The organism is Carboxylicivirga sp. (assembly GCF_982718395.1).
The window spans coordinates 1-21,914 of sequence record NZ_CEXQWX010000103.1; the positions used below are offsets into that span (position 1 = coordinate 1).

Sequence of the window (21,914 nt, forward strand, 5' to 3'; positions counted from 1 at the left end):
GCTGAACCGCAAAACTGACAAACTGGAAGCTATTGGAGAGAAAGCTCGCCAGATGCACGGTAAAACACACGATAATATTTATACTATCCGCCCTTTACGCGATGGTGTAATTGCCGACTTTAACGCTGCAGAGCAAATGATACGTGGCATGATTAAGATGATTAATCAAAAGCCAAAATTATTCTCTCCTTCTTTATCGCTGGTAGTGTGCATTCCTTCAGGAAGTACAGAAGTTGAGATTCGTGCTGTACGTGACTCGGCAGAACATGCCGGTGGTCGCGAGGTGCTGATGATTTATGAGCCAATGGCTGCGGCTTTAGGTATTGGTCTGGATGTAGAGGCTCCGGAAGGTAACATGGTGGTTGACATAGGTGGAGGTACAACTGAGATTGCGGTTATTTCTCTGGGTGGTATTGTGACGAATAAGTCCATCCGCATTGCCGGTGATGATTTAACAGCTGATATTATGGAATACATGCGTCGTCAGCATAATATTAAAGTTGGTGAGCGTACTGCTGAGGAAATTAAGATTCAGGTAGGTTCTGCTTTGCCGGAACTCGAAGAGCCACCTACGGATTTCATCGTTCAGGGTCCAAACCAGATGACGGCTTTACCAATTGAAGTACCTGTATCGTATCAGGAAATTTCACATTGTCTTGAGAAATCTATTTCAAAGATTGAAACAGCCGTGTTGTCTGCTTTGGAGCAAACTCCTCCTGAGCTGTATAGCGATATTGTTAAGAATGGTATTTTCTTAGCTGGTGGTGGTGCTTTGCTACGTGGTCTAGATAAGCGCTTATCAGATAAGATCAATATCCCATTCCATATTGCGGAAGATCCATTGCATGCTGTGGCGCGAGGTACTGGAATTGCTCTTAAGAACCGCCATCGCATTTTACCATATTTGATTCCATAGTCAGGCGAGAGCCTGCTATAAAAATAAATCTCGACTTCGCTCGTTAGACTGTTACGCAGTTGTTCAAGTGGAGTCGAGAACATTTTTACCAAGTAAATAACAACAGGAGCCGAAGTAATGAGAAACTTTATTCGCTTTATTGTCAAATACCATTTTGTCATTCTTTTTCTTATTATTGAAGTGGTTTCTCTTTTGCTTGTTCTTAACTACAATGCCTATCAGCGCTCCACTTTCCTTTCATCATCCAACGGTATTACAGGAAGTATTTACAAACGCTACAATACCAGTACAGAGTATCTGATGTTAAGAGAGATTAATGAAGATTTAGCGCGCGAAAATGCTTATCTGCGAAGTCGATTACCGGAATCATTCAGAGCTTCACAAGATTATTTTAATCTAGTGAACGATACGATCAGCAAACAGGAATATATTTATCGCACAGCACGGGTTATCAACAATTCAACCAACCGTCGTTTCAATTACCTGACTCTTAATAAAGGCCGGTTAAATGGCATCGAGCCTGAGATGGGTGTTATTTCGAATAAAGGTGCAGTGGGAATTGTTAAAAATGTATCTGATCACTATTCAACAGTTATCTCAATAATTAATACCCGCCTTAAAATTTCAGCTAAACTTAAAGAATCTGGCTTCTTTGGCTCGCTGGAATGGGACGGCAGTTCATACCAACACGTTTACCTTTTGGATATCCCCAGACATGCCAATGTCAAAGCTGGAGATCTGGTCATCAGTAGTGGTTACTCTTCCATCTTTCCTGAAGGGATTTTACTTGGCAACGTTGAAAATGTTGAATTAGAGAAAGGGGCTAGTTTTTATCGCATTCGCGTGAAGTTATCAGTTGATTTTAAAAACCTTGCTTTTGTAGAAGTAATTGGTCATACAACAAGAAACGAACAAATTAATTTGGAAAAGGAGACTGTAAATGATTAATTACCTGCCACGATATCTGTTTAATTTCATCTTTTTTACGCTAATTCAAGTATTGGTGCTAAACAATATACAATTGAGTGGTTATGTCAATCCGTATTTGTACATCTTGTTTATCATCACACTGCCTTTTGAAACGCCCGGATGGTTGCTCCTGCTTCTTGGATTTTCATCAGGGATGGTCATTGATATCTTTAGTAACACTCCGGGAATGCATGCGTCAGCAACTGTCTTTATGAGTTTTCTTCGCCCATATGTTTTGCGTCTGATTGCACCTCGGGAAGAATATCAGCCCGGCACCATTCCAACAATGGGTTTCTACGGCATAGCATGGTTTTTACGATATTGCGTTATACTTGCATTTGCACACCATCTTTTTCTGTTTTTTATTGAAGTTTTTTCGATAACACATTTCTTTTCAACACTATTAAGAGCAGTTAGCAGCACTGTTTTTACAATACTGCTGATAGTGGTGGCACAACTATTTAGTCAAGGTAAAAAACAAGGGAGGTAGATTGTGGGAGGCATTAACAACCGTACATTACTGATAGCCACTATAATAGTAAGTTTAGGTTTGATTTTTATCGTCAAACTCTTTATTCTGCAAGTGTACGATACCTCTTATAGCAGTTCGGCCGTAAGTAATACACGAAGGACAGTGACTCAATATCCTTCAAGGGGTTTAGTCTATGACCGAAATGGAAAGTTACTGGTTTCAAATCAGGCAGTATACGATGTGATGGTAGTGCCTCGCGATATCGTTGCTTTCGATTCAATTGACTTTTGCGAATCACTGGATTTAAGTATTGAGCAATTACGTGATCGTTTCGTAAAAATGAGGGAGGATATTCGTTCCAGAAAGATATCGACTTACAAGCCTTCTGTTTTTATGAAACAGCTTTCAGCCGAGCAATATGGTAGCTTCCAGGAAAAATTATACAAGTTTAAAGGCTTTTTTGTTCAGGGCCGTACACTTCGGAAATATGAATATCCGTCATCAGCTCATGTATTAGGTTATGTAGGTGAAATTAGCGAAGGCAAACTCAAAAAAGATAAATACTATTCGCAAGGTGACTATGTTGGCATTAGCGGTATTGAGCAGACCTACGAAAATGAATTACGCGGCAAAAAAGGTGTTAAGTACATGATGGTTGACGTGCATGGCCGTGAAAAAGGTGCTTTCAGAGAAGGACGCCATGACACTGCTGCCATTGCCGGAAAAAACATTACGCTCTCACTGGATATTGAATTACAGCAATATGGTGAACAGTTGATGCAGAACAAGATTGGAAGTATTGTTGCCATCGAACCTTCAACCGGCGAAATTTTAACTCTGATATCCGCCCCCAATTACGATCCTTCACTATTGATTGGCCGCGACCGCTCAAAGAATTTCCCGGTATTGTTGACCGATTCATTGAAACCTTTATTAAATCGGGCCATCCAATCTTCATATCCACCAGGTTCTACTTTTAAAACAATAAATGCACTTATTGGTCTGCAGGAGGGTACATTAAAACCCTACACGACTCACGAATGTTTTATGGGTTATTTTGCCAGAGGTTTATCGGTAGGCTGTCACCTTCATGATTCGCCATTAAATTTATCACAATCGATTCAGCATTCATGTAACGCTTACTATTGCTATGAATTCAGAGATATACTGGATAATCCGAAATACGAAAGTATACAGGAGGGCTTCAATGTTTGGAAAGACTATGCGGTCAAGTTTGGATTTGGCTATAAGTTAGGAGCTGACTTTCATAATGAAAGCAGAGGGTTTATTCCTAATGCCGATTGGTTTGACAGAGTGTATAAGAAAAGCTGGAGTTCACTAACTGTTATCTCTTTATCCATTGGTCAAGGCGAGATATTGACTACTCCATTACAAATGGCTAACATGGCAGCTATGCTGGCCAACAGAGGCCACTTTTTAACACCACATATCATTAAGAATATTGAAGATAACCAGCTAGATGATCGATTTATTGAGATACATGAAACTGGTATAAATTTACAGCACTTTGCACCGATTGTTAATGGTATGGAACTGGCTGTCTGGGGTGGCGAAGGGAGTACAGCCCGTATTGCTCAAATACCAGGTATCAGCATCTGTGGGAAAACGGGAACGGCTCAAAACCCACATGGAGATGATCACTCAATCTTTATCGCATTTGCACCTAAAGACGATCCTCAGATCGCTATTGCTGTTTATGTTGAGAATGGTGGATTTGGTGCAACATGGGGAGCACCTATAGCCAGTTTAATGGTTGAGAAATATTTAACTGATACAATTTCTACGCCGTACAGAAAATGGATTGAAAAACGCATGTTAGAAGGAGACTTAATCAATGCCAAACAGGAACTACAATAAAAGTATCGACTGGATTACAGTGGGATTATACAGCTTACTAGTCATTTTCGGCTGGTTTAACATCTATGCTGCCAACTTTAATCCTGAAAATCCGATCTTTTTTGATACCGACAAGGAGTATTTCAAACAGTTGGTATGGATTGGCTTTTCCCTATTTTTTGTAGGCATGATATTGATTACAGATAGTAAGTTCTATGTCGAGTTTTCATATATTTTCTACGGATTTACAATCTTATTACTGGTTGTGGTTCTCTTATTTGGTAAAGAGATTAACGGAGCTAAATCGTGGTTCGAAATAGGTCCAATCCGTTTCCAGCCTGCCGAGCTTTCGAAAATGGCAACTAACCTGGCCGTTGCAAGGGCACTGAGTCGTTATGGCTTTAGTTTCAGTAAGTTTTCCGACTTCCTAAAAGCCGGGGCTGTTGTTGCTTTTCCAATGCTTTTGATATTGCTTCAGAATGATACAGGTTCGGCACTGGTATATACCATTTTTATTATAGTTTTTTATCGTGAAGGCTTAACCGGTTATATCCTCACTTTTGGCGTTATTGCAGGTATTGTGGCAACACTAACCTTAATGGTCCCCAATGCCACTATTATAGGAATGATTGTGGTTAGTGTATTGGTCATATTATATTTCAAAGGCGCGAGAAAGGAACTGATTACAGGTATAATTACCGGCAGTATAATTCTGGGATTAAGCTACGCTGCCTATCAATATAGTGGGATAAACATTGCATTTGAGTATGTCATCCTTCCGTCTGTAGCTGTTTGTAGCATTTACCTGTTATACAATACGATTTCAAAACGTATCAATAAATTTGTTCCTACCTATTTATTGATATTATGGAGTGCGATCATTCTGACCATTTCGGCCGATTATTTCTTTGAAGATGTTTTATCTCATTACCAACGCACCCGTATCAATGTTCTTCTGGGACTTGAAAAAGATCCTTTGGGCGCCGGATATAATGTTAATCAATCCAAAATTGCCATAGGATCAGGTGGTTTAACCGGGAAAGGTTATTTAGAAGGAACTCAGACAAAATTTAACTTTGTTCCTGAGCAATCAACTGACTTTATTTACTGCACAGTTGGTGAAGAATGGGGCTTCGTCGGGTCCTCTGTCGTAGTTGTTTTATTTCTGGCTTTGCTCATGCGTTTAATTTATCTGGCTGAAAAGCAGCATTCAATTTTTAGTCGTGTTTATGGCTATGGAGTGGCCGCTATTTTCTTCTTCCATTTTGCAATTAATATTGGAATGACAATTGGCCTGGCACCAGTAATTGGTATCCCCTTACCTTTTTTTAGTTACGGCGGATCATCCTTATGGGGATTTACAATGTTACTGTTCGTATTCCTGAAGCTCGATATAAACCGAAATGAGCTCATACGTTAAAAATTCTTAATATTGAAAGCGCCATTAATAATTTAAATTTATAACTACACGTAAGTAGCTGACACATTTGATATTTCATAGATTACCAATTGAAAGTCCAATGATTTTGATTTAAATTTTAAATTTTGTACTTTTGCGGCACATCATTTGTAATGATAATCACACCAGGACTTTCGGTCATGTTGCTGTGGGAATGGAGGTTAGCAACTCTCAAAAATGACCGGTTTTGGATAATAATCAAATGATTTCGCACAAAATTTGCCGAATCAATAAAAAGGAGAATGCTTATGAAGTATAAAATTTATGCGCTGCACAATTATCGACAAATTCCACAAATAGCAAGGCTTTCAGAGGAAGATATTTTCAACATTGAAGTGGTTGGAGCTGTATTACCTTTCAAAACAAACAGCTATGTTGTTGACGAATTGATAGATTGGGACAACTATAAGGATGATCCCATCTTCATATTAAACTTCCCTCAAAAAGGAATGCTCGAAGAAGAAGATTTCAACCATATGGCTGAAGTTTTGAAGAGCGGTGCCGATAAAGCAACCATAAAAGAAGAAGCTAATAAGATTCGCGAAAAGCTTAATCCGCATCCGGCGGGACAGATGGAATACAATGTTCCTGAGTTGAATGGTGTAAAACTGACTGGTGTTCAGCATAAGTATAACGAAACCATGTTATTCTTCCCAGCACAGGGACAAACATGTCACGCCTATTGTACATTCTGTTTCCGCTGGCCACAGTTTACCAACATGGATGAGATGAAGTTCGCCATGAAGGAAATTGATTATGTGATCGAGTACCTGAAACAACATCCTGAGATTACCGACCTTCTTATTACCGGTGGTGACCCAATGGTTATGAAAGGTAAAATGCTCGACAGCTATTTAACAGCGCTGGTTGAAGCTAATATTCCACACCTGAAGAACATCCGTATCGGATCAAAAACATTAGGTTTCTGGCCATATCGCTACTTAACTGACAGCGATGCAGATGAAGTTCTTGGAGCTTTCAAAAAAGTAACAGATGCCGGAATCACACTGGCATTTATGGCTCACTTTAATCACTATCGTGAACTGGAGACTGAAGCGGTACAGGAAGCTATTAAGAAGATTAAAGCAACAGGAGCACAGATTCGTACCCAGTCACCATTATTAAATAATATCAATGCCAAGCCAGAAATTTGGTCAACCATGTGGCAAAAGCAAGTTAGTTTAGGTTTGATTCCTTACTACATGTTTATTGCCCGTGATACAGGTGCTCAACAATACGTTGGTGTTTCTTTGGTTGATGCATGGCAAATCTTCCAAAAAGCCTATCAAAGCGTAAGTGGTATTTGCCGAACGGTACGCGGACCTAGTATGTCATGTACGCCAGGTAAAGTAAGAGTAGTTGGTGTAACTGAAATTAAAGGAGAGAAAGCATTCGCTCTTGAATTTATCCAAGGTCGTGAAAGTGATTGGGTGGCACGTCCTTTCTTTGCTAAATATGATGATAAAGCTGTTTGGATGGATGATTTAAAGCCAGCATTTGGCAATGAAGAATTCTTCTTCGAACAGGAATTCTCTGATATGTTCTTGAAATAGAATATCATATAAGAAAATAATCAGGCAGAACTTCAATTGAGGTTCTGCCTTTTTTATGCTTATAACATTACCGGTATTAACTTCGATCTTTTCCTTTTTTCACATTTTGTCATTTAAATTTGATTAATTGTAAAGTTTACTTTACTTTTGGTCGTAAATAAATTACAAAAACAATAAAGTATGAAAACTTACCTACCCCACTTTATGCGAAAAATAGGCATCGCTATTTTTATCATTTCCATTATAATATCATTTATTGGAAGCGTTGACCACTTTATGAGTGGTTTTGTTTCCGGCTACAACGAATATGATGATATAACGGTAAAATACGAGGATGACATGCAAGCCTGGAAGAATATTAATAATGGTCTTATCTTTTCAGAAGAAGAGCAAAAACAATTATCTTATATAGCGTTAATTTGTTCGATTAGCGGACTGCTTGTATATGTGTTGTCAAAAGAAAGAATTGAAGACGAATTTTTGAGCCAACTAAGAGCTAATTCGCTGATCAAGGCAGTGGTATTTAGCTGGTTGTTTTATTTCATCCTTAAGCCTCTTAATTTCTTTGGTGATTTTGAAGCTTTGTCAGTTCTTCAGCTTCAATTTATCATTTACATTGTTGTTTATGCTTATACCAGAAAAATTAAATATGCCGAATGAAAAACAGACTAAAAGTTCATCGAGCCATCAAAGATGTGACTCAGGCCCAATTAGCTGAAGCCATTGGCGTTTCAAGGCAATCAATAAATACCATTGAAAAAGGAAAATTTGTACCTTCAACAGTTCTTGCACTTAAATTTGCACGATTTTTTGAAGTACCCGTTGAAGAAATATTTAGTTTAGAAGATGATGATTAAACCCTATTTTGAAGAACAAGATTATTCAAGTGTTGACTTCTCACAGGAAGAATTAGTTACTGGCGAATACGATAATTGCCTCTTCTCCAATTGTTCCTTTGTCGAAACAGACATTTCTGAATATCAGTTTACCGATTGTCAATTTATTAACTGTGACTTGAGCAATGCCAATATTTCCAACGCTATCTTCCGGGATGTGCGATTTAAAGATTGCAAACTATTAGGTCTTCAGTTTAACGAATGCAACTCTCATTTTTTCTCTGCCAATTTTGAAAACTGTCAATTACGATTGGCATCATTTTATCAGCGTAACTTAAAAGGCAGCAGCTTCATAAATTGCCCTCTACACGAAGTTGATTTTGCTGAGTGCGACCTGACTAAAACCAAGTTTCAAAATTGCGATTTCAACAATGCCTTGTTTAATCAAACGAATCTCTCAAAAGTAGATTTATCAAATTGCTACAATTTCATCATCGACCCGGAAAGAAACAACATCGTCAAGGCAAAATTCTCACAAGACCAATTACCAGGTTTATTAAGAAAATACCAGATACTGGTTTCTTCTTAAAAAGCTATTCGTTGGTTACTGTCGGCTTACAGCTTTTATTACCTTTGCGCCATTAAAATCAATTCTATGTCAGAGCGCATTAAGGTACTGGGTAGTATGGTGCTATCAATGATATGTTGGGCTTTTTCTTTCATATGGATTAAGCAAGCATTTGTATCGTTTACACCTTTAACGATTCTGGTTTTAAGATTAATCATCAGCGCTGGTTTAATGATGTTGATTCTAAAGCCGTTGGGCCAGTTGGTAGTCATACATAAAAAAGATCTTAAATGGTTTATGCTTTTAGCTTTTTTTGAACCTTTTCTGTATTTCATGGGTGAAAGTTTTGGTCTTGAGTTGGTGTCATCTACAGTTGGTGCGGTCATCGTTTCTACCATCCCGATATTTGCTCCTATTACTGACAAATTATTCTTTAAAAGCCGAATAAGCCGGGCCAATATAGCTGGCATTTTTATATCATTTACTGGTGTTCTTTTACTGATTTTCAAGGATGACTTTACATTGGTGGCACCGCTCAAAGGTATTTTACTGGTATTTTTAGCGGTATTTGCTGCTATGGGCTATTCAGTTGTTTTAAGAAAAATTCCTGCCCGTTACAATACTGTTAGCATTATCACATTTCAAAATGCTATCGGTCTGATTTATTTTCTACCATTATTTATTGCGTTTGACTTACCAACATTGGGGCAAAGACCCATAACACTTCAAGCGATATATGCGGTTCTTTCCTTGGCTGTTGTGGGCTCTTCGCTGGCCTTTATTTTCTTCACATATGGCATGCGAAAAATTGGTATCACCAAAGCCAATGTGTTTGTTAATATGATACCCGTTTTTACGGCTATTATTGCCTGGTGGGTGCTTGGAGAGATATTGTCGTTTCAAATGATGATTGGAATTGCTGTGGTCATCAGCGGTGTTTTTGTTTCACAATTAAAAGTTCGACGACGTGGTGTTTGACAGAGAGAAACTGGATCAGGAAGCTCGAAACAAAGCAAAAGAAAATAAGACTTTTCTGGCCAAATTAAAGAAAAAACGTCCACGTAACCTGGATGATGAAGCACAATACCTGCATAATAAGGTATTTGAATACACCGATTGTTTAGAATGCGCCAACTGCTGCAAATCAATTAGTCCGATTGTAATGGACAGGGACATTGATCGCATTGCCAATCATCTGCGCATGAAACCCAAAGAAGTAATTGACCAATATCTATTATTGGATGGTGATGGCGATTATGTTTTCAGAGAAACCCCCTGCCCCTTCTTAATGCCGGATAATTATTGCATGGTATACGAAGCTCGTCCCAAGGCCTGCAGAGAATATCCACATACTGACCGAAAACGTTTTTATCAGATCACCGTATTAACCTACAAAAATACATTCATTTGTCCGGCCGCCTTTGATGTGGTGGAAGGCCTCAAACCCATCTTTGATAAATGATAGGCTTTAGTACACTATTTTGATGCTTTTACCGTTTTAGTACTTACGATGAAGAAAAAAACAGTCATAATACTCATTTTAATCGCGCTGATCTTCAAAGCTGGACTGCATGCACAGCAGGCTGGTAGTAACACCTATGATTTTCTTAACCTCACTAATTCTGCACGCGTTGGAGCTTTAGGAGGTAATCAGGTTGGGATGAATATCAATGACGTCAGTCTTGTTTTTCATAACCCGGCTAATCTCTCATCCGACCTTAATAAGTCACTAACTTTCAATTACGTGCCGTATGTTAGTGATATCAAGATGACTTATGCCGGTTATGCACATCACCTTGAAAACATTGGTACATTTGGCGTGAGCATACACGCTATTAATTATGGAACATTTGATCGAGCAGATGAAAATGGAAACCTGAACGGTACCTTTTCTGCCGCTGAATATGCTATCAATCTTAGTTACTCGAAAGTACTTTCACCAAAACTCAGGGCTGGGATTTCTGTGAAACCAATTATCTCCAACCTGGAACAATATAATTCATTTGGACTGGCTGCAGATGTTGGTATCCTCTATCATTCTGAGAATAAATTATTCTCCGCTGGTATGACGCTAAAGAATATTGGCTCGCAGATTACGACCTACAACGACACTTATGAACCATTACCTACCGATCTACAGATTGGTATCAGCAAAAAACTTGCTCATGCCCCTTTTCGGTTTTCTCTAACAGCTCAGGATCTGTTTGACTGGAAAATGAAATACAAAGTGGAAGATGGCAACGGCGATGTAATTGAAGGAGCTGGCAATGATAAGAATGCCTTTGATCAGCTTATGCGACATATGATAATTGGCTTGGAATTAGTTCCTTCTGATAATTTTTATGTGGCAATCGGATATAATCATCGTCGTAGACAAGAGTTAGGTATTTCTGAAAAAATGTCTACGTCCGGATTCTCATGGGGATTTGGATTCAGGGTTTATAAATTTCATTTTGCCTATGGTTCTGCCCGATATCACCTGGCCGGATCTTCCAACCACTTTAGTATTTCAACCAACCTCGGTAATTTCGGACGATAATCTGATATTGCTCCATAGGATTAATTTATATTTACAGACCTCCCCCAAAGTTTAAGTTTGGAAAAGGTCTGCAGTACATTTATGCCTCCAGTTTGCTTCTTCTATAAGGTGAAATAAGAATACGTAAAGACTGGTCGCGTGAGAAATAACTCTGCGCCCAATTTACAAATACAAAAAATCGATTTTTAACACCAACTATAGCCATCAAGTGAACAAACAACCATAAGAACCAGGCAAACACACCAGAGAATCTGAAACCAGGCAGATCGGCCACAGCCATATTACGACCAATTGTTGCCAGGCTACCTTTATCGACATATTTAAAAGCTCTCCATTGATGGCTAGCTGTTAAATTACGAGCCAGGTTCAAAGCTTGCTGAATGGCAACTTGTGCTACTTGCGGATGACCATTGGAATAGTTCTTGTCTCCATCAAGATAACAGGCATCTCCAATGGCAAATACATTTTCATAACCCTTAACATGATTAAATTCATCAACAGCAATCCGGTTGCCTCGGACATATAGTTCTCTGGCCAATCCTTTTGTTTGCTGACCACTGACGCCAGCCGTCCAGATCAAATTACGCGCGTAAAGCATCTGACCATTGGATAGGGTTACCTTATCATCTTCATAATCATCAATACGGGTATTAAGATGCACCTCAACACCAAGCTTATCCAGAAACTTTAAAGCTTTCTTGCCAGCATTATCTGACATGCCATTCAGGATGCGTGGAGATGCCTCATAAAGCCGGATTTTCATCTTACTAAAATCCAGTTCAGGATAATCTTTAGGTAATACATAACGACGCATTTCGGCTATAGCACCTGCCAATTCAACTCCTGTTGGACCTCCCCCAACAATTACAACTGACATTAGTCTGGCCTGTTCTTCCTGATCTTCTGTCAGGTTAGCTTTCTCAAAGGAGGATAAAATACGATTACGCAAATTTATTGCCTCAGCTGTACTTTTCATTGGCAAACTGCTCTTCTCCAGATTATGCGAGCCAAAATAATTTGTGTTAACTCCATTGGCTAAAACGAGGTAATCGTAATGAATCTCGCCTGCACGCGTAATAACAAATTGATTATCTGTATCAACCGATAACAATTCTGTATTTCGGAAGTGAAGGTTACTATGGGTTTGAAAAATCTTTCGAACCGGAAATGAGATGGAACTGGGTTCAATACCTGAAGCCGCCACCTGGTAAAATAAGGGTTGAAACTGATGGAAGTTTTGCTTATCAATAACGACAACCTGATAGGGTGATCCACTAAGCTTTCTGGCGAGTTTTAAACCGGCAAATCCGGCACCAATTATAACAATTCGCTTCTTGCTATTGCGGGGTAGATTAATGTTGTTCTCCATGGTTTATTTTGCTTTTCCATGAGAACATCCCATCAACAGGAAAGTTTAGTGATTTGAAGAAAAAAATCGTTAATTAATCTTAACGTGGAAATCGAGAAAGATTCTTAGGGTGTTTCGTGAATTTTAATTTTAAAAGTAAAGTACTTTTGGCACACATAACTGTATCCTATTACTACAATGGTCGTCAACACTTTGGAAAAAGTCGGGTAAAAACCGGCAACTTCTACAAATAGTTTTAGTAATACATAGTTCAGAATAATACTACCTAATACAGTAAGGCCATAACGAAATAACTGAACACGACCTCTTAAATTAGAATCGGTAAAAGTAATATACTTAGACAGCAAAAAACCTGTTATAAACGTTATTGGGAATACGAAAATAAATGCTGCAATGTGAGCACTTATGGCAACAAAGCCAAAGTGTACAATCTGTTTTTGAAGTATAAAGTTATAAGTGAAAAAATAGAGGAAAATATCAAATGCTGTATTGGCTCCTCCACAAGCTGCATAATTAAATGTTTGCCTCGGTAAATAGAGCTTGAAGAATTTATAAAACCAATCCAGAATTTGAAGAATCAACCTTTGAATCATATGTTACTTGTTGCTTTTCGCACAAAACTAACATATAATCAATAAAGCAAGCGTCTGTATACTATAACTTTTGTTAAAACAAGGTGTTTAAAAACTACTTTTGCATGCTTTATTAAAAAACGCCTAATATGAGCCAGGTTAAAACACCAGCAACCAATAGAAACAAACCAACATCTTTCAATTTATCCATATAGGTCGCCTTCATAAATCGCTCTTTGGCATTATCTACGTAGATAGTTCTTTGCGTTCTCTTTTGCTTTGACATTTTCTCATGTTTTAGGTTGGTTATCTTATAGTAAAATGTACTTTCCCAAAAGTTGATAAACTTCGTTTACATTAGCTTTTTTGCTGAACTCTTTAATAATTGGCTCACTCATGCCTGAAAGCCATATTTTCAACTCCGCATCAAGATCAAAAAGCCCGGTACTTTCTTTACTGAAACGAACAATTGACTTGTAAGGGATACTTTGATAATCTACTTTCTTTCCGGTCAAGCCCTGTTTATCAACCAAGATTAATCGCATATTGGTAAAAACCCACATATCTCTTATCACCTTATATGCTTTCTCTAAAACTTCACCATCTACCAATAGAGGTTGGAACTCCTTCTGAAGATTTTCTACTGAAGTTTCCCCCGCATGTCCTAATAGTCCGTTTAATAAGCCCATGATTATCAGCAAGGTTTAATTCAATAATTAAAAATAATATATATCCATCATACAAAAGCCAACTGCTTGATTGAGTTGATGAACGAATCAATTTCTTAGACGAATGAATGATTTCTTTTGAGCAAAAGGATATTAAAAACAAAGTTATCTGAAAAATGTTGCAGATAACTTTGTTTTTCTGATAAATAATCAGTGTTTATATTCCTGCTTTAACTACTTCAACCCATTGGCCGGGCTGACGTGCTGACACTGCGTTATCATACATGGCCTCACAACTGATTGATGGTAAATAATATTTTCCAGTATAGGTTGCATTTAACAGGACAACGAATTTCTTATGCTTGCCTCTGCTCAGGTCAAAATAAGAATATACACGATCATCGCGAATATCTCTGTAATCCGGAATACTTAATTCATGTGCTGATTGTACATTTTCCATTCGGGTATTTCGGATTTCCCAACCAGAAGGGAATATTTGTGTCAAAGCTAAATTTTCAACGTTACCGAAATTACCCGGGTTTTTGACAGTCACAATGGCCATAAAATCTGTTCCCTGCTCAAGTCTGGATACATCTACAGCTCCACCCTTTAAAGTTTGGTATTCAACGTTTAATTGAAGATTAGATGCCTTAGCTGTGGCATCACCTTCTGATGGAATACCTTCCATTATTACTCGCGCATAAAGGATGCCCTCGGTTTTATTATTAATCTTAACAGACGATTGTTGTTGATCTGTTTTTAAGTTAGACTGATAAAGAGGCAATTGAGAAACTATCTTAGTAAGATCTTCGCCACTTTGCCACTCAAACTTAAACTCATCAGATACACCAGAATCACCAACAAATTTCGAGATAGCCAGTAAACAATATGCCGTAGTCTGTGTACTCATCCAGCGTTGACTCGAAAGTGGTTTTGATAGTCTTTGCAACACTTCTGCTGCATCTGACTTCCTGTTCATCAGTATTAATGTCTCCATAATCATGGCTAAATCTCTTTCCTCGGAACCATAAGTATAACTATAACCTTTCTGGTTACTAACACTCATTGTTGTGGTGTTCACTAACTCCTCCGCCACCTGACCATGGCCTGCCAAAGCATAAGCTGCTGCCAGTCGCCATATAGCTTGATTGGATAATCCGGTTTGATTACGCATACGGTTCATCGCACTAAGCTCTGGTTCTCCTGCTAAGGCCAAAGTATATAAACGATATGCCTGAGCCAGGTCACGCCCTCTGTATGAGCTGTTACGTCGCCATTGCCTTGCTTTACTTCTTTGATATTTTATCCACTTGTTTTTAAAGCCAACTGGCAGACTGAAGCCCTTTTTCTCTGCTTCAAGCATAAAATGGCCAGCATAAGTCGTGCCCCAATCTGATGATACGCTTACTCCAGGCCAATAACTTAACCCTCCATCTGATCTGATAAAACCTGCTAGTCGATTAATAGCTGCTTTTACATTCTCCGTGGTTTTGGCTGCTGTCACTTCACTATTTTGGATAACGTCAGCTAAAAACAATTGTGGGAAAGCCGCAGATGTGGTTTGCTCCACACATCCGTGTGGATATCGCAACAAGTATTTTAGTCGTCTTCCGAAATCCAATGGCGGTAGAGCGGACACTTCCAAAGTGGCTTTATTCGTTCCTTCCATTCCAGGTAATTGATACGGAATCGAAATGGATTGCCCTGCTTCAACAACCGCACTTTCAATTGTTGTGAGCGGAGGATTAGGGTTACGTACTTCTATTTCAATTTCATCAACTGCCTTCTCTCCGGCAGAAGAGGCGATAACTTTAATTTTAGCAAATCCCAATTTCGGATTAACTTTTAACTTAAAAGTCGCCACTTGTTCACCCGTTTGTTCAAATGTCAATTGCTGCTCTGAATTTCCCTCAAGGGTAAATTTATTACTTGCTTCAACTTTAACTTTGACATCTTTAATACCTTCTTTCATGGCAAAAACTGTCACCGGCAAATCAACTGTTTCATTTGGCCCTAGCACTCGTGGCAAAGTAGCCAATACCATTAATGGATTTCGCACCGGTGTAGTCTTTTCGGTTTCACCATATGCAGTCCCTGATGATGCTACAACCATTGTTCTGACAGAGCCCACATAACGTGGCATTCTGAAAGTATGGGTGTCAGTATCTCCTTTAGCCAGTTCAAAAGGCCCAAAAAAACGAACCATCGGCTTAAAACGGTTGGCTTTCTTACCACCTTTCTTGCCATCCATTTCTCCATCTCCTCCAATACTGAATATTTGTTCTATTTTACCACCATAGGCACCAATTACCTCATCAAAAATATCCCAGGTTTTTACGCCCAACGCCTCGCGGGTATAAAAATGATACCACGGTGTCGGTGTTTTGAATCTGGTTAAATCCAATAATCCATCTTCAACAACAGCCAGGGTGTAAGTCATCGGACGTCCATCCCGCTCACTCACTTTAATGCTAACTTCCTTCTCAGGCCTTAACACAGATGGCATATCAACTTCAGGGTAAATATGTGTTTCCGGATCTTCGGCAATAAGCGGAATAACTCCATACATTCGGATTGGAAGATTATTAACAGTTTGTGCATGAGGCTGCAGTAAAGTTAGATGTACGTAAGCATTTGGTGTCATATCGGGAGTCACCTCAAAACTGAACTGGTTCTCTCCCTTTTTCGGTTCAACCCACCAACTTTTTAAAACGCTGTTTCCGTTCTCAATGCTAACCAAAGCACGTCCTTGCCCGGAAGCCGGAAAACTAATGGTTGCTATCTCTCCAACATTATACTTTTTCTTATCCGCATTGAATGCCAACATACTGGCAGCAGATGGATCGTTACCCCGGCTATTTCCTGCCCAACCCGGCCAATCGACATATACTGTTTTACCGGTAGCATGACCATTTTTATCATCAACAATGCGAATCAGGTAGCGTCCCCATTCGGGATATTTCACATCAAAATTAAATTGGCCTTCACCATTGGATGTATGCACTTTTCCACTTGCGATCAGGTTCTGATGACGAGTACCAACATAACTCGCCAGATCATCGGCAGATGACTCCCACCACCATCGCCAGCTAACTTTATAGATGAAATACGATAGATTACGAACGGTCATTGGTTCTCCTTCTGGTGATAAAGTTACGACCTGAACAGTGTGCGTTGTATCTGTCAGTAACATACCACGTTTATCTCCTTTGGGGACTTTCACTCCAACAAAAACCGGATAGGGAGCATATGGCTTGCTAAAGCGATCGACACTAAAGTCGCCTCCTTCCTCAAACACACGTGTCATAAAAGAGGCTTTTAACATTCCAGGCGCCGCTTCATGCACATCAATTGAGGCATCGACTACTGCCTGGCCATTTTCATCCAGACGACCTTCAAAGATGGTGGTTTCTTCTGAGTCAAATCGCCTTGAAGGATCATCAAAATGAAAGTCAGTATATCTCTTAAATTGGGTTCTGCTTTGATTTAATGTGACTTTCACATCAGCTTTTAGATTGCGTGCAATCGCACCATGCAGCCAATTAACCGTCATTGTACTTTGTGCATTCTGATCCGGCATTAGCATATCAGCATCAAAATCCAATTGGATTTTTAAGCGGTTAGGTTTTACGGTCTCCACACGCATACCTTTTTCAAAGGAAGTACCACCTACCTTAACCCGCGCACGCCACATGCCTGTTGGTGCATCGGAGGCCGTGTTTGTTTTAAACACATATAAACGCTTATCCGTTAGTTGCTGCACCTGACGGTTAATGGTCTGTCCATGCGGATTAATCCATTCGAAAACAATAGGGTGATTTTGTGGTAAAGGTTCTCCCTTATTTTCGAGCATAAAAGAAACAAAAAGGGTATCGCCAGGCCGCCAAACACCTCGTTCTCCATAAATAAAGCCTTTCATTCCTTTTTGAACCACTTGTCCACTCACATCAAAACGACTAAGTGATAACGAACTGCCATCATCGAGGCGCATGTAACCACGTTGCTTGTCGTTTTTAGCAATCAGTAAAAATGGCTTTTGTGAAACAGGTATCTTCACCATCCCATGATTATCGGTTCGTGCTTTTCCGGCTGATTGATTCTGATAATTGAAAATTTCAACCTCAACACCTGCTAATGGTTGGGTTGTCCGTAAATCAGTGATCGCCACCACTACTTCTTTATCTGATCCTTGTTTAGCGATCATACCAATATCAGAAGCTAAAATATTTCTGCTTACAACTTTATTTCGGTAGTACATATCTGCGCAAGGATTATCCCTTTCGCTCCAATCGTAATAGCCTTCATAACCATCCCAATAGGAATTGTAATATTCACTGGGCTGATCCCAATATGCCATATCCGATTCGCTTATTCCATCCTCTTCAATTTCAGCTTCATCATCAGCTTCTTCCCCACATGGATAAATACTGTCTTTTTTTCTGATTTTCAACTCAACCCGATAAATCGCACCCGGTTCAGGTGTGATCAGATCGGCCAGGTTAAGCGAGAAAGTATTCCATTGTGTTAAATCCAGCGAACGATCATTGTCAAGACGGATATGACTTTTATGAATTAATCGACCTGCCCGGCGTAACTGATACTGTCCCTGTAAACGGTTAACTTGTAAGAAATGAGCCACATTATTTTCAAAAATCTTTATAATTCTTACCTGCACACTTTTTACACTCACCGCCTTAAACGGAAATGTGAGACCACTTGATGTTGGTAAGATTGTTCCTTTTCCGATCAGTTGTACATTGGGCTTTGGTGTTTCAAACACCATATCATAACTTTCTTCGGCCTTATGTGAATAACCCAAAACATTTTTGATTCCTTCGGAGATTATGACCTTATGAGATCCTGATAAACGAAGGGAAGGATAAACTTTAACACGATTGTGTTCGATGACATATTTTAGCTTTGGTGCTCCGCTAATGCTAATTAGTCCGTTGATATTCTGTTGCTCGTCCAAAGGATCAGAAAAAACAACAAGAACATATTGCTCGGGCTGCATAACGACACGTGCATCTGTTACCTTAAAATTATTTAAAGAAGGCACTTCAACCTCTTTATTTTCCTTCTTATCAACACCAATGTTTTTTCCATCATACTCTAAAAGCAGAATACTGCTGTTTTCGGTACGTTGAACTCCAGTTACCATGAACGTGTGTAGCTTTTCACTGCTTTGATGCTCCCACTCTACTTCTAAAGCTTTGCCATCTTGCGATGCTTTTAACATCCCTTCCACATCAGCATTATCAGCATAATCAGCCAAAGTAATACGACCTCGATAGATATTCGATTTCAGATCATTGTCCTTATCCGGCTCAAGCCCTAAAGATTGAATGCGGTAATTCTGCTCTATGGTGCTAAAGCTAAACCGAAACGGTTTTTTTTCATCTGCAAATAAATGAGATAATTTGACTTCAACATTATACTGAACGCCTGAAGGCATTCGCTCATCAGGGATAAATATAAGCGTATGTGTATCGAGCCACTCCAACTGCCCATCAATATCAGGTGATATGGTAAGTAGTTCTTTGTCGGCTTCCTGCCCGGCTGTAACACCAGCTATCTTATCTGAAAACTGAATCTGAACACTTGCCTCATTGGAAATAATACCTGAAGTAAAAGCTGAGACTTTTTTATTGAAAGTAACTTCTTGAGCTGTATCTGCTGATTTACCTTTACAGGCATTCAGAAGTATAACAGTCAGCATTAATAATGTAAAATTCGAACCACATGATCTTGTAATGTTATACAGGTTTGATTCTTTGAAAGGAAATAGGTGTTTGAACATAGTGTGTAGGTAAAATGATTTTGTTTAAAGTTAGTAAAGAGATGTAAGATTTAATCAAAACAAGAGAGATTTTTCTTTAATATTGAGTGTATAATCTCGTTTGCTTTATTTGTATTCGAATTAACAATAAAGTTGCTAATTTTGATCGTATGGGTTACATGGGTTTTGGCTTAAATAAATGGGTGTATAAACAACGACCCCGTAAATTCTTTTCAAAGGAACGAAAACCTGTTGCCGATACCATTCCGAAACATGAGACTAGAAGTGTTTATAGCAGCGACTCCCCTCAACTAATTGGTCGACTTAAAGAACAACAAAGCGAAGAAGAAATTAAAGAAAAAGAGTTTGTCAGGCGAACCAATAAAATCTACCGGATCATTATCTATTGTGCTGTTTTATTTCTGGTTATCTACATTGCAGTAAACTACCACAAAAGCAAAGACAGTCGACAGAAGGCAGCTCAAGCACGATTAGAAATGCTTAAAGAACGGAAAAGGCAAGAGATCGCCAATAGTCTCCAAATGAGATATGATTACGGTCAAAACTACATTCAGAACCAAGATTATAAACGTGCTGTGAATGAATTCAGGAGCTTAGTTGATGTAGCTCCCAATGATACCAGAGCATTGGATGCATATGCCAATGCTCTTTACCTTAATTGCCTAAATGATTCGATGAATTGCGATCAGGCCTTAATTCAATACCAAAGATTAATAAAACATCGGCCCACCAACAAATATCAGCAACGTCTTTCTGAAATTTATATACATTTAGGATTGTATGAAAAAGCGGATAGTGTGTTAAATGCTTTACAGGATTAATCATTAGAATTCACCATCTATATTGGGACAATCGCATTTAGAATTTTTATTCTCATAACGTCAGCTCAAGCCGCTGAGGCTTTCACTTTCTTCCTTCAGTTGAAGAAAGTGAACAAAGAAAACCGCCGACAGGTTCCTCGCTTACCCACCTTTGTTTTGTTGATGAGAAATAAAGAACTCGCTACGCTTCAAACAGCTTTATTTCATTCCATCAACTTCAACTGGTGGGTGCCCAAGCTGCGGAACCAAAGTCGGGATTCCACAGTGCCTGCAAAACTCTTTTAAATACGATTGCCGTGCCATCTCTATGTACTTAAGAGAAGTGTTGTTACTTTTGCAGTCAGTTTATAAAAGAACTCCATGCAAAATTTCGACTATACCAATCAGAACCACATAATTGTTCTTTTTCTGACGCTTATCATTGTCGCATTAATTGCCGTTATTATCAGGTACAAGTTGAGTGAATATTTTAAGGAAAGAAAAGTTAAGAAGCGTTTTGAACGTGGTAATAAACTTGAACTTCAGGCTAAAAGCTTTCTGAAAAGTAAAGGTTATAGAATTGTGGATTACCAAAGTGCATACACGCACAAATATATGGTAGATGGCGAAGTTCAATATGCCGATATTCAACCTGATTACATTGTGACAAAAAATGGTAAAAAGTACATTGTAGAAGTTAAGAGTGGCAATACCGCCACAAGTGCTCACAACCGCAGTACACGCCGGCAACTTTTAGAGTACGATTATGTGGTAGAAAACAATGGTGTTTTTCTGTTGGATATGGAGAATCGCCAATTGAAACTCGTCCAGTTTAAGTCAAAAGCAGATAAGCGAACAAGTAAACTGCTTAAAGCTGTGATTATTGTGGCAATTGCAGGTATTGCTATTCCTTTTTGGCAAATTAAAGTCACCATTGGAATACTGTTGGCATTACTGTTTATTAGAGAAAGTAGGTTTTAGAGCGGTACGACAGATATGATGAAGATAAAGAATTTATAGCCTATTGTAATATTATAGTCCGAACTCTATATTTTCTTACCAGCATATTTTGAGTTACGTTGAAACATTTAAGTCATATTTATCTATTATTCAGACTTTTAAAGGTTTTACCTAATCTCTCAATAGCATATCAAGATTCATTTATCAATCTGTTAAAGATCTTGAATCCTGCAATAGCATGAGCGATCGACTTTTACATCAGCCCTTACAGAAGCAGCTTCAAACTTTGAATGACACTTAAGCGCTTCTGTGGATTTACCTTGTTTTTCTAACGACTCGGCAAGCCCATGTAAAGCCCAAATATTGTTTGGATGACGGCGAAGGTCATTACGATATACGGTTTCAGCCTCAACAAAGTACTCTTGCTCAAGCAACAATGCTCCCAAGGCATGCCTTGCTGGTTGCATCCAACCCCAAGGTTCATCGTAATTCAATCTATCATCCAAATGTACTGCATCACGCAGTTGCTCAAAAGCAACTTTAAACTCTCCTTTTCGATAAGCAATCTCTCCAGCC

Annotated in this window: 19 protein-coding genes and 1 pseudogene; 14 read left to right on the plus strand and 6 right to left on the minus strand. The window is 38.9% G+C overall.

The window, feature by feature from the left end; genetic code table 11:
* The 12 genes from AC4MRQ_RS17045 to porQ form a co-directional block, all read left to right on the plus strand.
* The coding region (locus AC4MRQ_RS17045) for a rod shape-determining protein (protein ID WP_491198909.1) at positions 1-916 on the plus strand (916 nt) is incomplete at its 5' end.
* Positions 917-1,033: 117 nt separating this feature from the next.
* On the plus strand, positions 1,034-1,864 hold the full coding sequence (mreC, locus tag AC4MRQ_RS17050; protein WP_491198910.1) for a rod shape-determining protein MreC: 831 nt from the start codon (positions 1,034-1,036) through the stop codon (positions 1,862-1,864).
* Positions 1,857-2,375 (plus strand): rod shape-determining protein MreD, encoded by a 519-nt coding sequence (gene mreD / locus AC4MRQ_RS17055; RefSeq protein ID WP_491198911.1) that lies wholly within the window; start codon positions 1,857-1,859, stop codon positions 2,373-2,375. The genes mreC and mreD overlap by 8 nt, the downstream gene beginning before the upstream one ends.
* A gap of 3 nt (positions 2,376-2,378) precedes the next feature.
* Entirely contained in the window at positions 2,379-4,235 is a 1,857-nt protein-coding gene (gene mrdA / locus AC4MRQ_RS17060) for a penicillin-binding protein 2 (protein ID WP_491198912.1), read from the plus strand.
* Complete coding sequence (gene rodA, locus AC4MRQ_RS17065) at positions 4,213-5,634, plus strand: rod shape-determining protein RodA (protein WP_491198913.1); 1,422 nt, start codon at positions 4,213-4,215, stop codon at positions 5,632-5,634. Before mrdA ends, rodA begins: the two co-directional genes overlap by 23 nt.
* Positions 5,635-5,921: 287 nt before the next feature.
* Positions 5,922-7,226: a KamA family radical SAM protein gene (locus AC4MRQ_RS17070; RefSeq protein WP_491198914.1), complete on the plus strand. Its 1,305-nt coding sequence runs from the start codon at positions 5,922-5,924 to the stop codon at positions 7,224-7,226.
* A gap of 180 nt (positions 7,227-7,406) precedes the next feature.
* A complete protein-coding gene (locus AC4MRQ_RS17075; protein WP_491198915.1) occupies positions 7,407-7,886 on the plus strand; it encodes a hypothetical protein in 480 nt (159 codons plus the stop codon).
* Positions 7,883-8,083, plus strand: a complete 201-nt coding sequence (locus tag AC4MRQ_RS17080; protein WP_491198916.1) for a helix-turn-helix transcriptional regulator — start codon at positions 7,883-7,885, stop codon at positions 8,081-8,083. The genes AC4MRQ_RS17075 and AC4MRQ_RS17080 overlap by 4 nt, the downstream gene beginning before the upstream one ends.
* Positions 8,073-8,651 (plus strand): pentapeptide repeat-containing protein, encoded by a 579-nt coding sequence (locus AC4MRQ_RS17085; protein WP_491198917.1) that lies wholly within the window; start codon positions 8,073-8,075, stop codon positions 8,649-8,651. The genes AC4MRQ_RS17080 and AC4MRQ_RS17085 overlap by 11 nt, the downstream gene beginning before the upstream one ends.
* Before the next feature lie 66 nt (positions 8,652-8,717).
* Positions 8,718-9,608, plus strand: a complete 891-nt coding sequence (locus tag AC4MRQ_RS17090; protein ID WP_491198918.1) for a DMT family transporter — start codon at positions 8,718-8,720, stop codon at positions 9,606-9,608.
* A complete protein-coding gene (locus AC4MRQ_RS17095; protein ID WP_491198919.1) occupies positions 9,598-10,092 on the plus strand; it encodes a YkgJ family cysteine cluster protein in 495 nt (164 codons plus the stop codon). Before AC4MRQ_RS17090 ends, AC4MRQ_RS17095 begins: the two co-directional genes overlap by 11 nt.
* A 48-nt stretch (positions 10,093-10,140) precedes the next feature.
* Positions 10,141-11,169, plus strand: coding sequence for a type IX secretion system protein PorQ (gene porQ, locus AC4MRQ_RS17100; protein ID WP_491198920.1), 1,029 nt, complete (start codon positions 10,141-10,143; stop codon positions 11,167-11,169).
* A 79-nt stretch (positions 11,170-11,248) separates the two neighbouring features.
* Here the strand turns inward: porQ and AC4MRQ_RS17105 are convergent, their stop codons facing one another.
* From AC4MRQ_RS17105 to AC4MRQ_RS17125, 5 genes are all read right to left on the minus strand, one after another.
* On the minus strand, positions 11,249-12,538 hold the full coding sequence (locus tag AC4MRQ_RS17105) for an NAD(P)/FAD-dependent oxidoreductase (RefSeq protein ID WP_491198921.1): 1,290 nt from the start codon (positions 12,536-12,538) through the stop codon (positions 11,249-11,251).
* Between the two features lie 104 nt (positions 12,539-12,642).
* Positions 12,643-13,131 (minus strand): GtrA family protein, encoded by a 489-nt coding sequence (locus tag AC4MRQ_RS17110; RefSeq protein WP_491198922.1) that lies wholly within the window; start codon positions 13,129-13,131, stop codon positions 12,643-12,645.
* 112 nt (positions 13,132-13,243) lie between these two features.
* Positions 13,244-13,396 (minus strand): hypothetical protein, encoded by a 153-nt coding sequence (locus tag AC4MRQ_RS17115; protein ID WP_491198923.1) that lies wholly within the window; start codon positions 13,394-13,396, stop codon positions 13,244-13,246.
* A gap of 25 nt (positions 13,397-13,421) precedes the next feature.
* Entirely contained in the window at positions 13,422-13,799 is a 378-nt protein-coding gene (locus tag AC4MRQ_RS17120) for a PH domain-containing protein (RefSeq protein WP_491198924.1), read from the minus strand.
* 196 nt (positions 13,800-13,995) lie between these two features.
* Positions 13,996-19,578, minus strand: coding sequence for an alpha-2-macroglobulin family protein (locus tag AC4MRQ_RS17125; protein ID WP_491198925.1), 5,583 nt, complete (start codon positions 19,576-19,578; stop codon positions 13,996-13,998).
* 149 nt (positions 19,579-19,727) lie between these two features.
* On the opposite strand from AC4MRQ_RS17125, the gene AC4MRQ_RS17130 reads away from it, so the two are divergent.
* Complete coding sequence (locus AC4MRQ_RS17130) at positions 19,728-20,399, plus strand: tetratricopeptide repeat protein (RefSeq protein WP_491198926.1); 672 nt, start codon at positions 19,728-19,730, stop codon at positions 20,397-20,399.
* Between the two features lie 360 nt (positions 20,400-20,759).
* Positions 20,760-21,359, plus strand: coding sequence for a Dna2/Cas4 domain-containing protein (locus AC4MRQ_RS17135; RefSeq protein ID WP_491198927.1), 600 nt, complete (start codon positions 20,760-20,762; stop codon positions 21,357-21,359).
* Positions 21,360-21,550: 191 nt separating this feature from the next.
* Here the strand turns inward: AC4MRQ_RS17135 and AC4MRQ_RS17140 are convergent.
* Positions 21,551-21,914 (minus strand): annotated as a pseudogene (locus AC4MRQ_RS17140) (hypothetical protein); the annotation flags it as partial.

Bases quoted from the DNA above. Each gene is read 5' to 3' on its own strand.
- mreC (WP_491198910.1), top strand. From the start codon at position 1,034: ATGAGAAACTTTATTCGCTTTATTGTCAAATACCATTTTGTCATTCTT.
- mreD (WP_491198911.1), top strand. From the start codon at position 1,857: ATGATTAATTACCTGCCACGATATCTGTTTAATTTCATCTTTTTTACG.
- rodA (WP_491198913.1), top strand. From the start codon at position 4,213: ATGCCAAACAGGAACTACAATAAAAGTATCGACTGGATTACAGTGGGA.
- AC4MRQ_RS17070 (WP_491198914.1), top strand. From the start codon at position 5,922: ATGAAGTATAAAATTTATGCGCTGCACAATTATCGACAAATTCCACAA.
- AC4MRQ_RS17075 (WP_491198915.1), top strand. From the start codon at position 7,407: ATGAAAACTTACCTACCCCACTTTATGCGAAAAATAGGCATCGCTATT.
- AC4MRQ_RS17080 (WP_491198916.1), top strand. From the start codon at position 7,883: ATGAAAAACAGACTAAAAGTTCATCGAGCCATCAAAGATGTGACTCAG.
- AC4MRQ_RS17085 (WP_491198917.1), top strand. From the start codon at position 8,073: ATGATGATTAAACCCTATTTTGAAGAACAAGATTATTCAAGTGTTGAC.
- AC4MRQ_RS17090 (WP_491198918.1), top strand. From the start codon at position 8,718: ATGTCAGAGCGCATTAAGGTACTGGGTAGTATGGTGCTATCAATGATA.
- porQ (WP_491198920.1), top strand. From the start codon at position 10,141: ATGAAGAAAAAAACAGTCATAATACTCATTTTAATCGCGCTGATCTTC.
- AC4MRQ_RS17105 (WP_491198921.1), bottom strand. From the start codon at position 12,538: ATGGAGAACAACATTAATCTACCCCGCAATAGCAAGAAGCGAATTGTT.
- AC4MRQ_RS17110 (WP_491198922.1), bottom strand. From the start codon at position 13,131: ATGATTCAAAGGTTGATTCTTCAAATTCTGGATTGGTTTTATAAATTC.
- AC4MRQ_RS17115 (WP_491198923.1), bottom strand. From the start codon at position 13,396: ATGTCAAAGCAAAAGAGAACGCAAAGAACTATCTACGTAGATAATGCC.
- AC4MRQ_RS17120 (WP_491198924.1), bottom strand. From the start codon at position 13,799: ATGGGCTTATTAAACGGACTATTAGGACATGCGGGGGAAACTTCAGTA.
- AC4MRQ_RS17125 (WP_491198925.1), bottom strand. From the start codon at position 19,578: ATGTTCAAACACCTATTTCCTTTCAAAGAATCAAACCTGTATAACATT.
- AC4MRQ_RS17130 (WP_491198926.1), top strand. From the start codon at position 19,728: ATGGGTTACATGGGTTTTGGCTTAAATAAATGGGTGTATAAACAACGA.
- AC4MRQ_RS17135 (WP_491198927.1), top strand. From the start codon at position 20,760: ATGCAAAATTTCGACTATACCAATCAGAACCACATAATTGTTCTTTTT.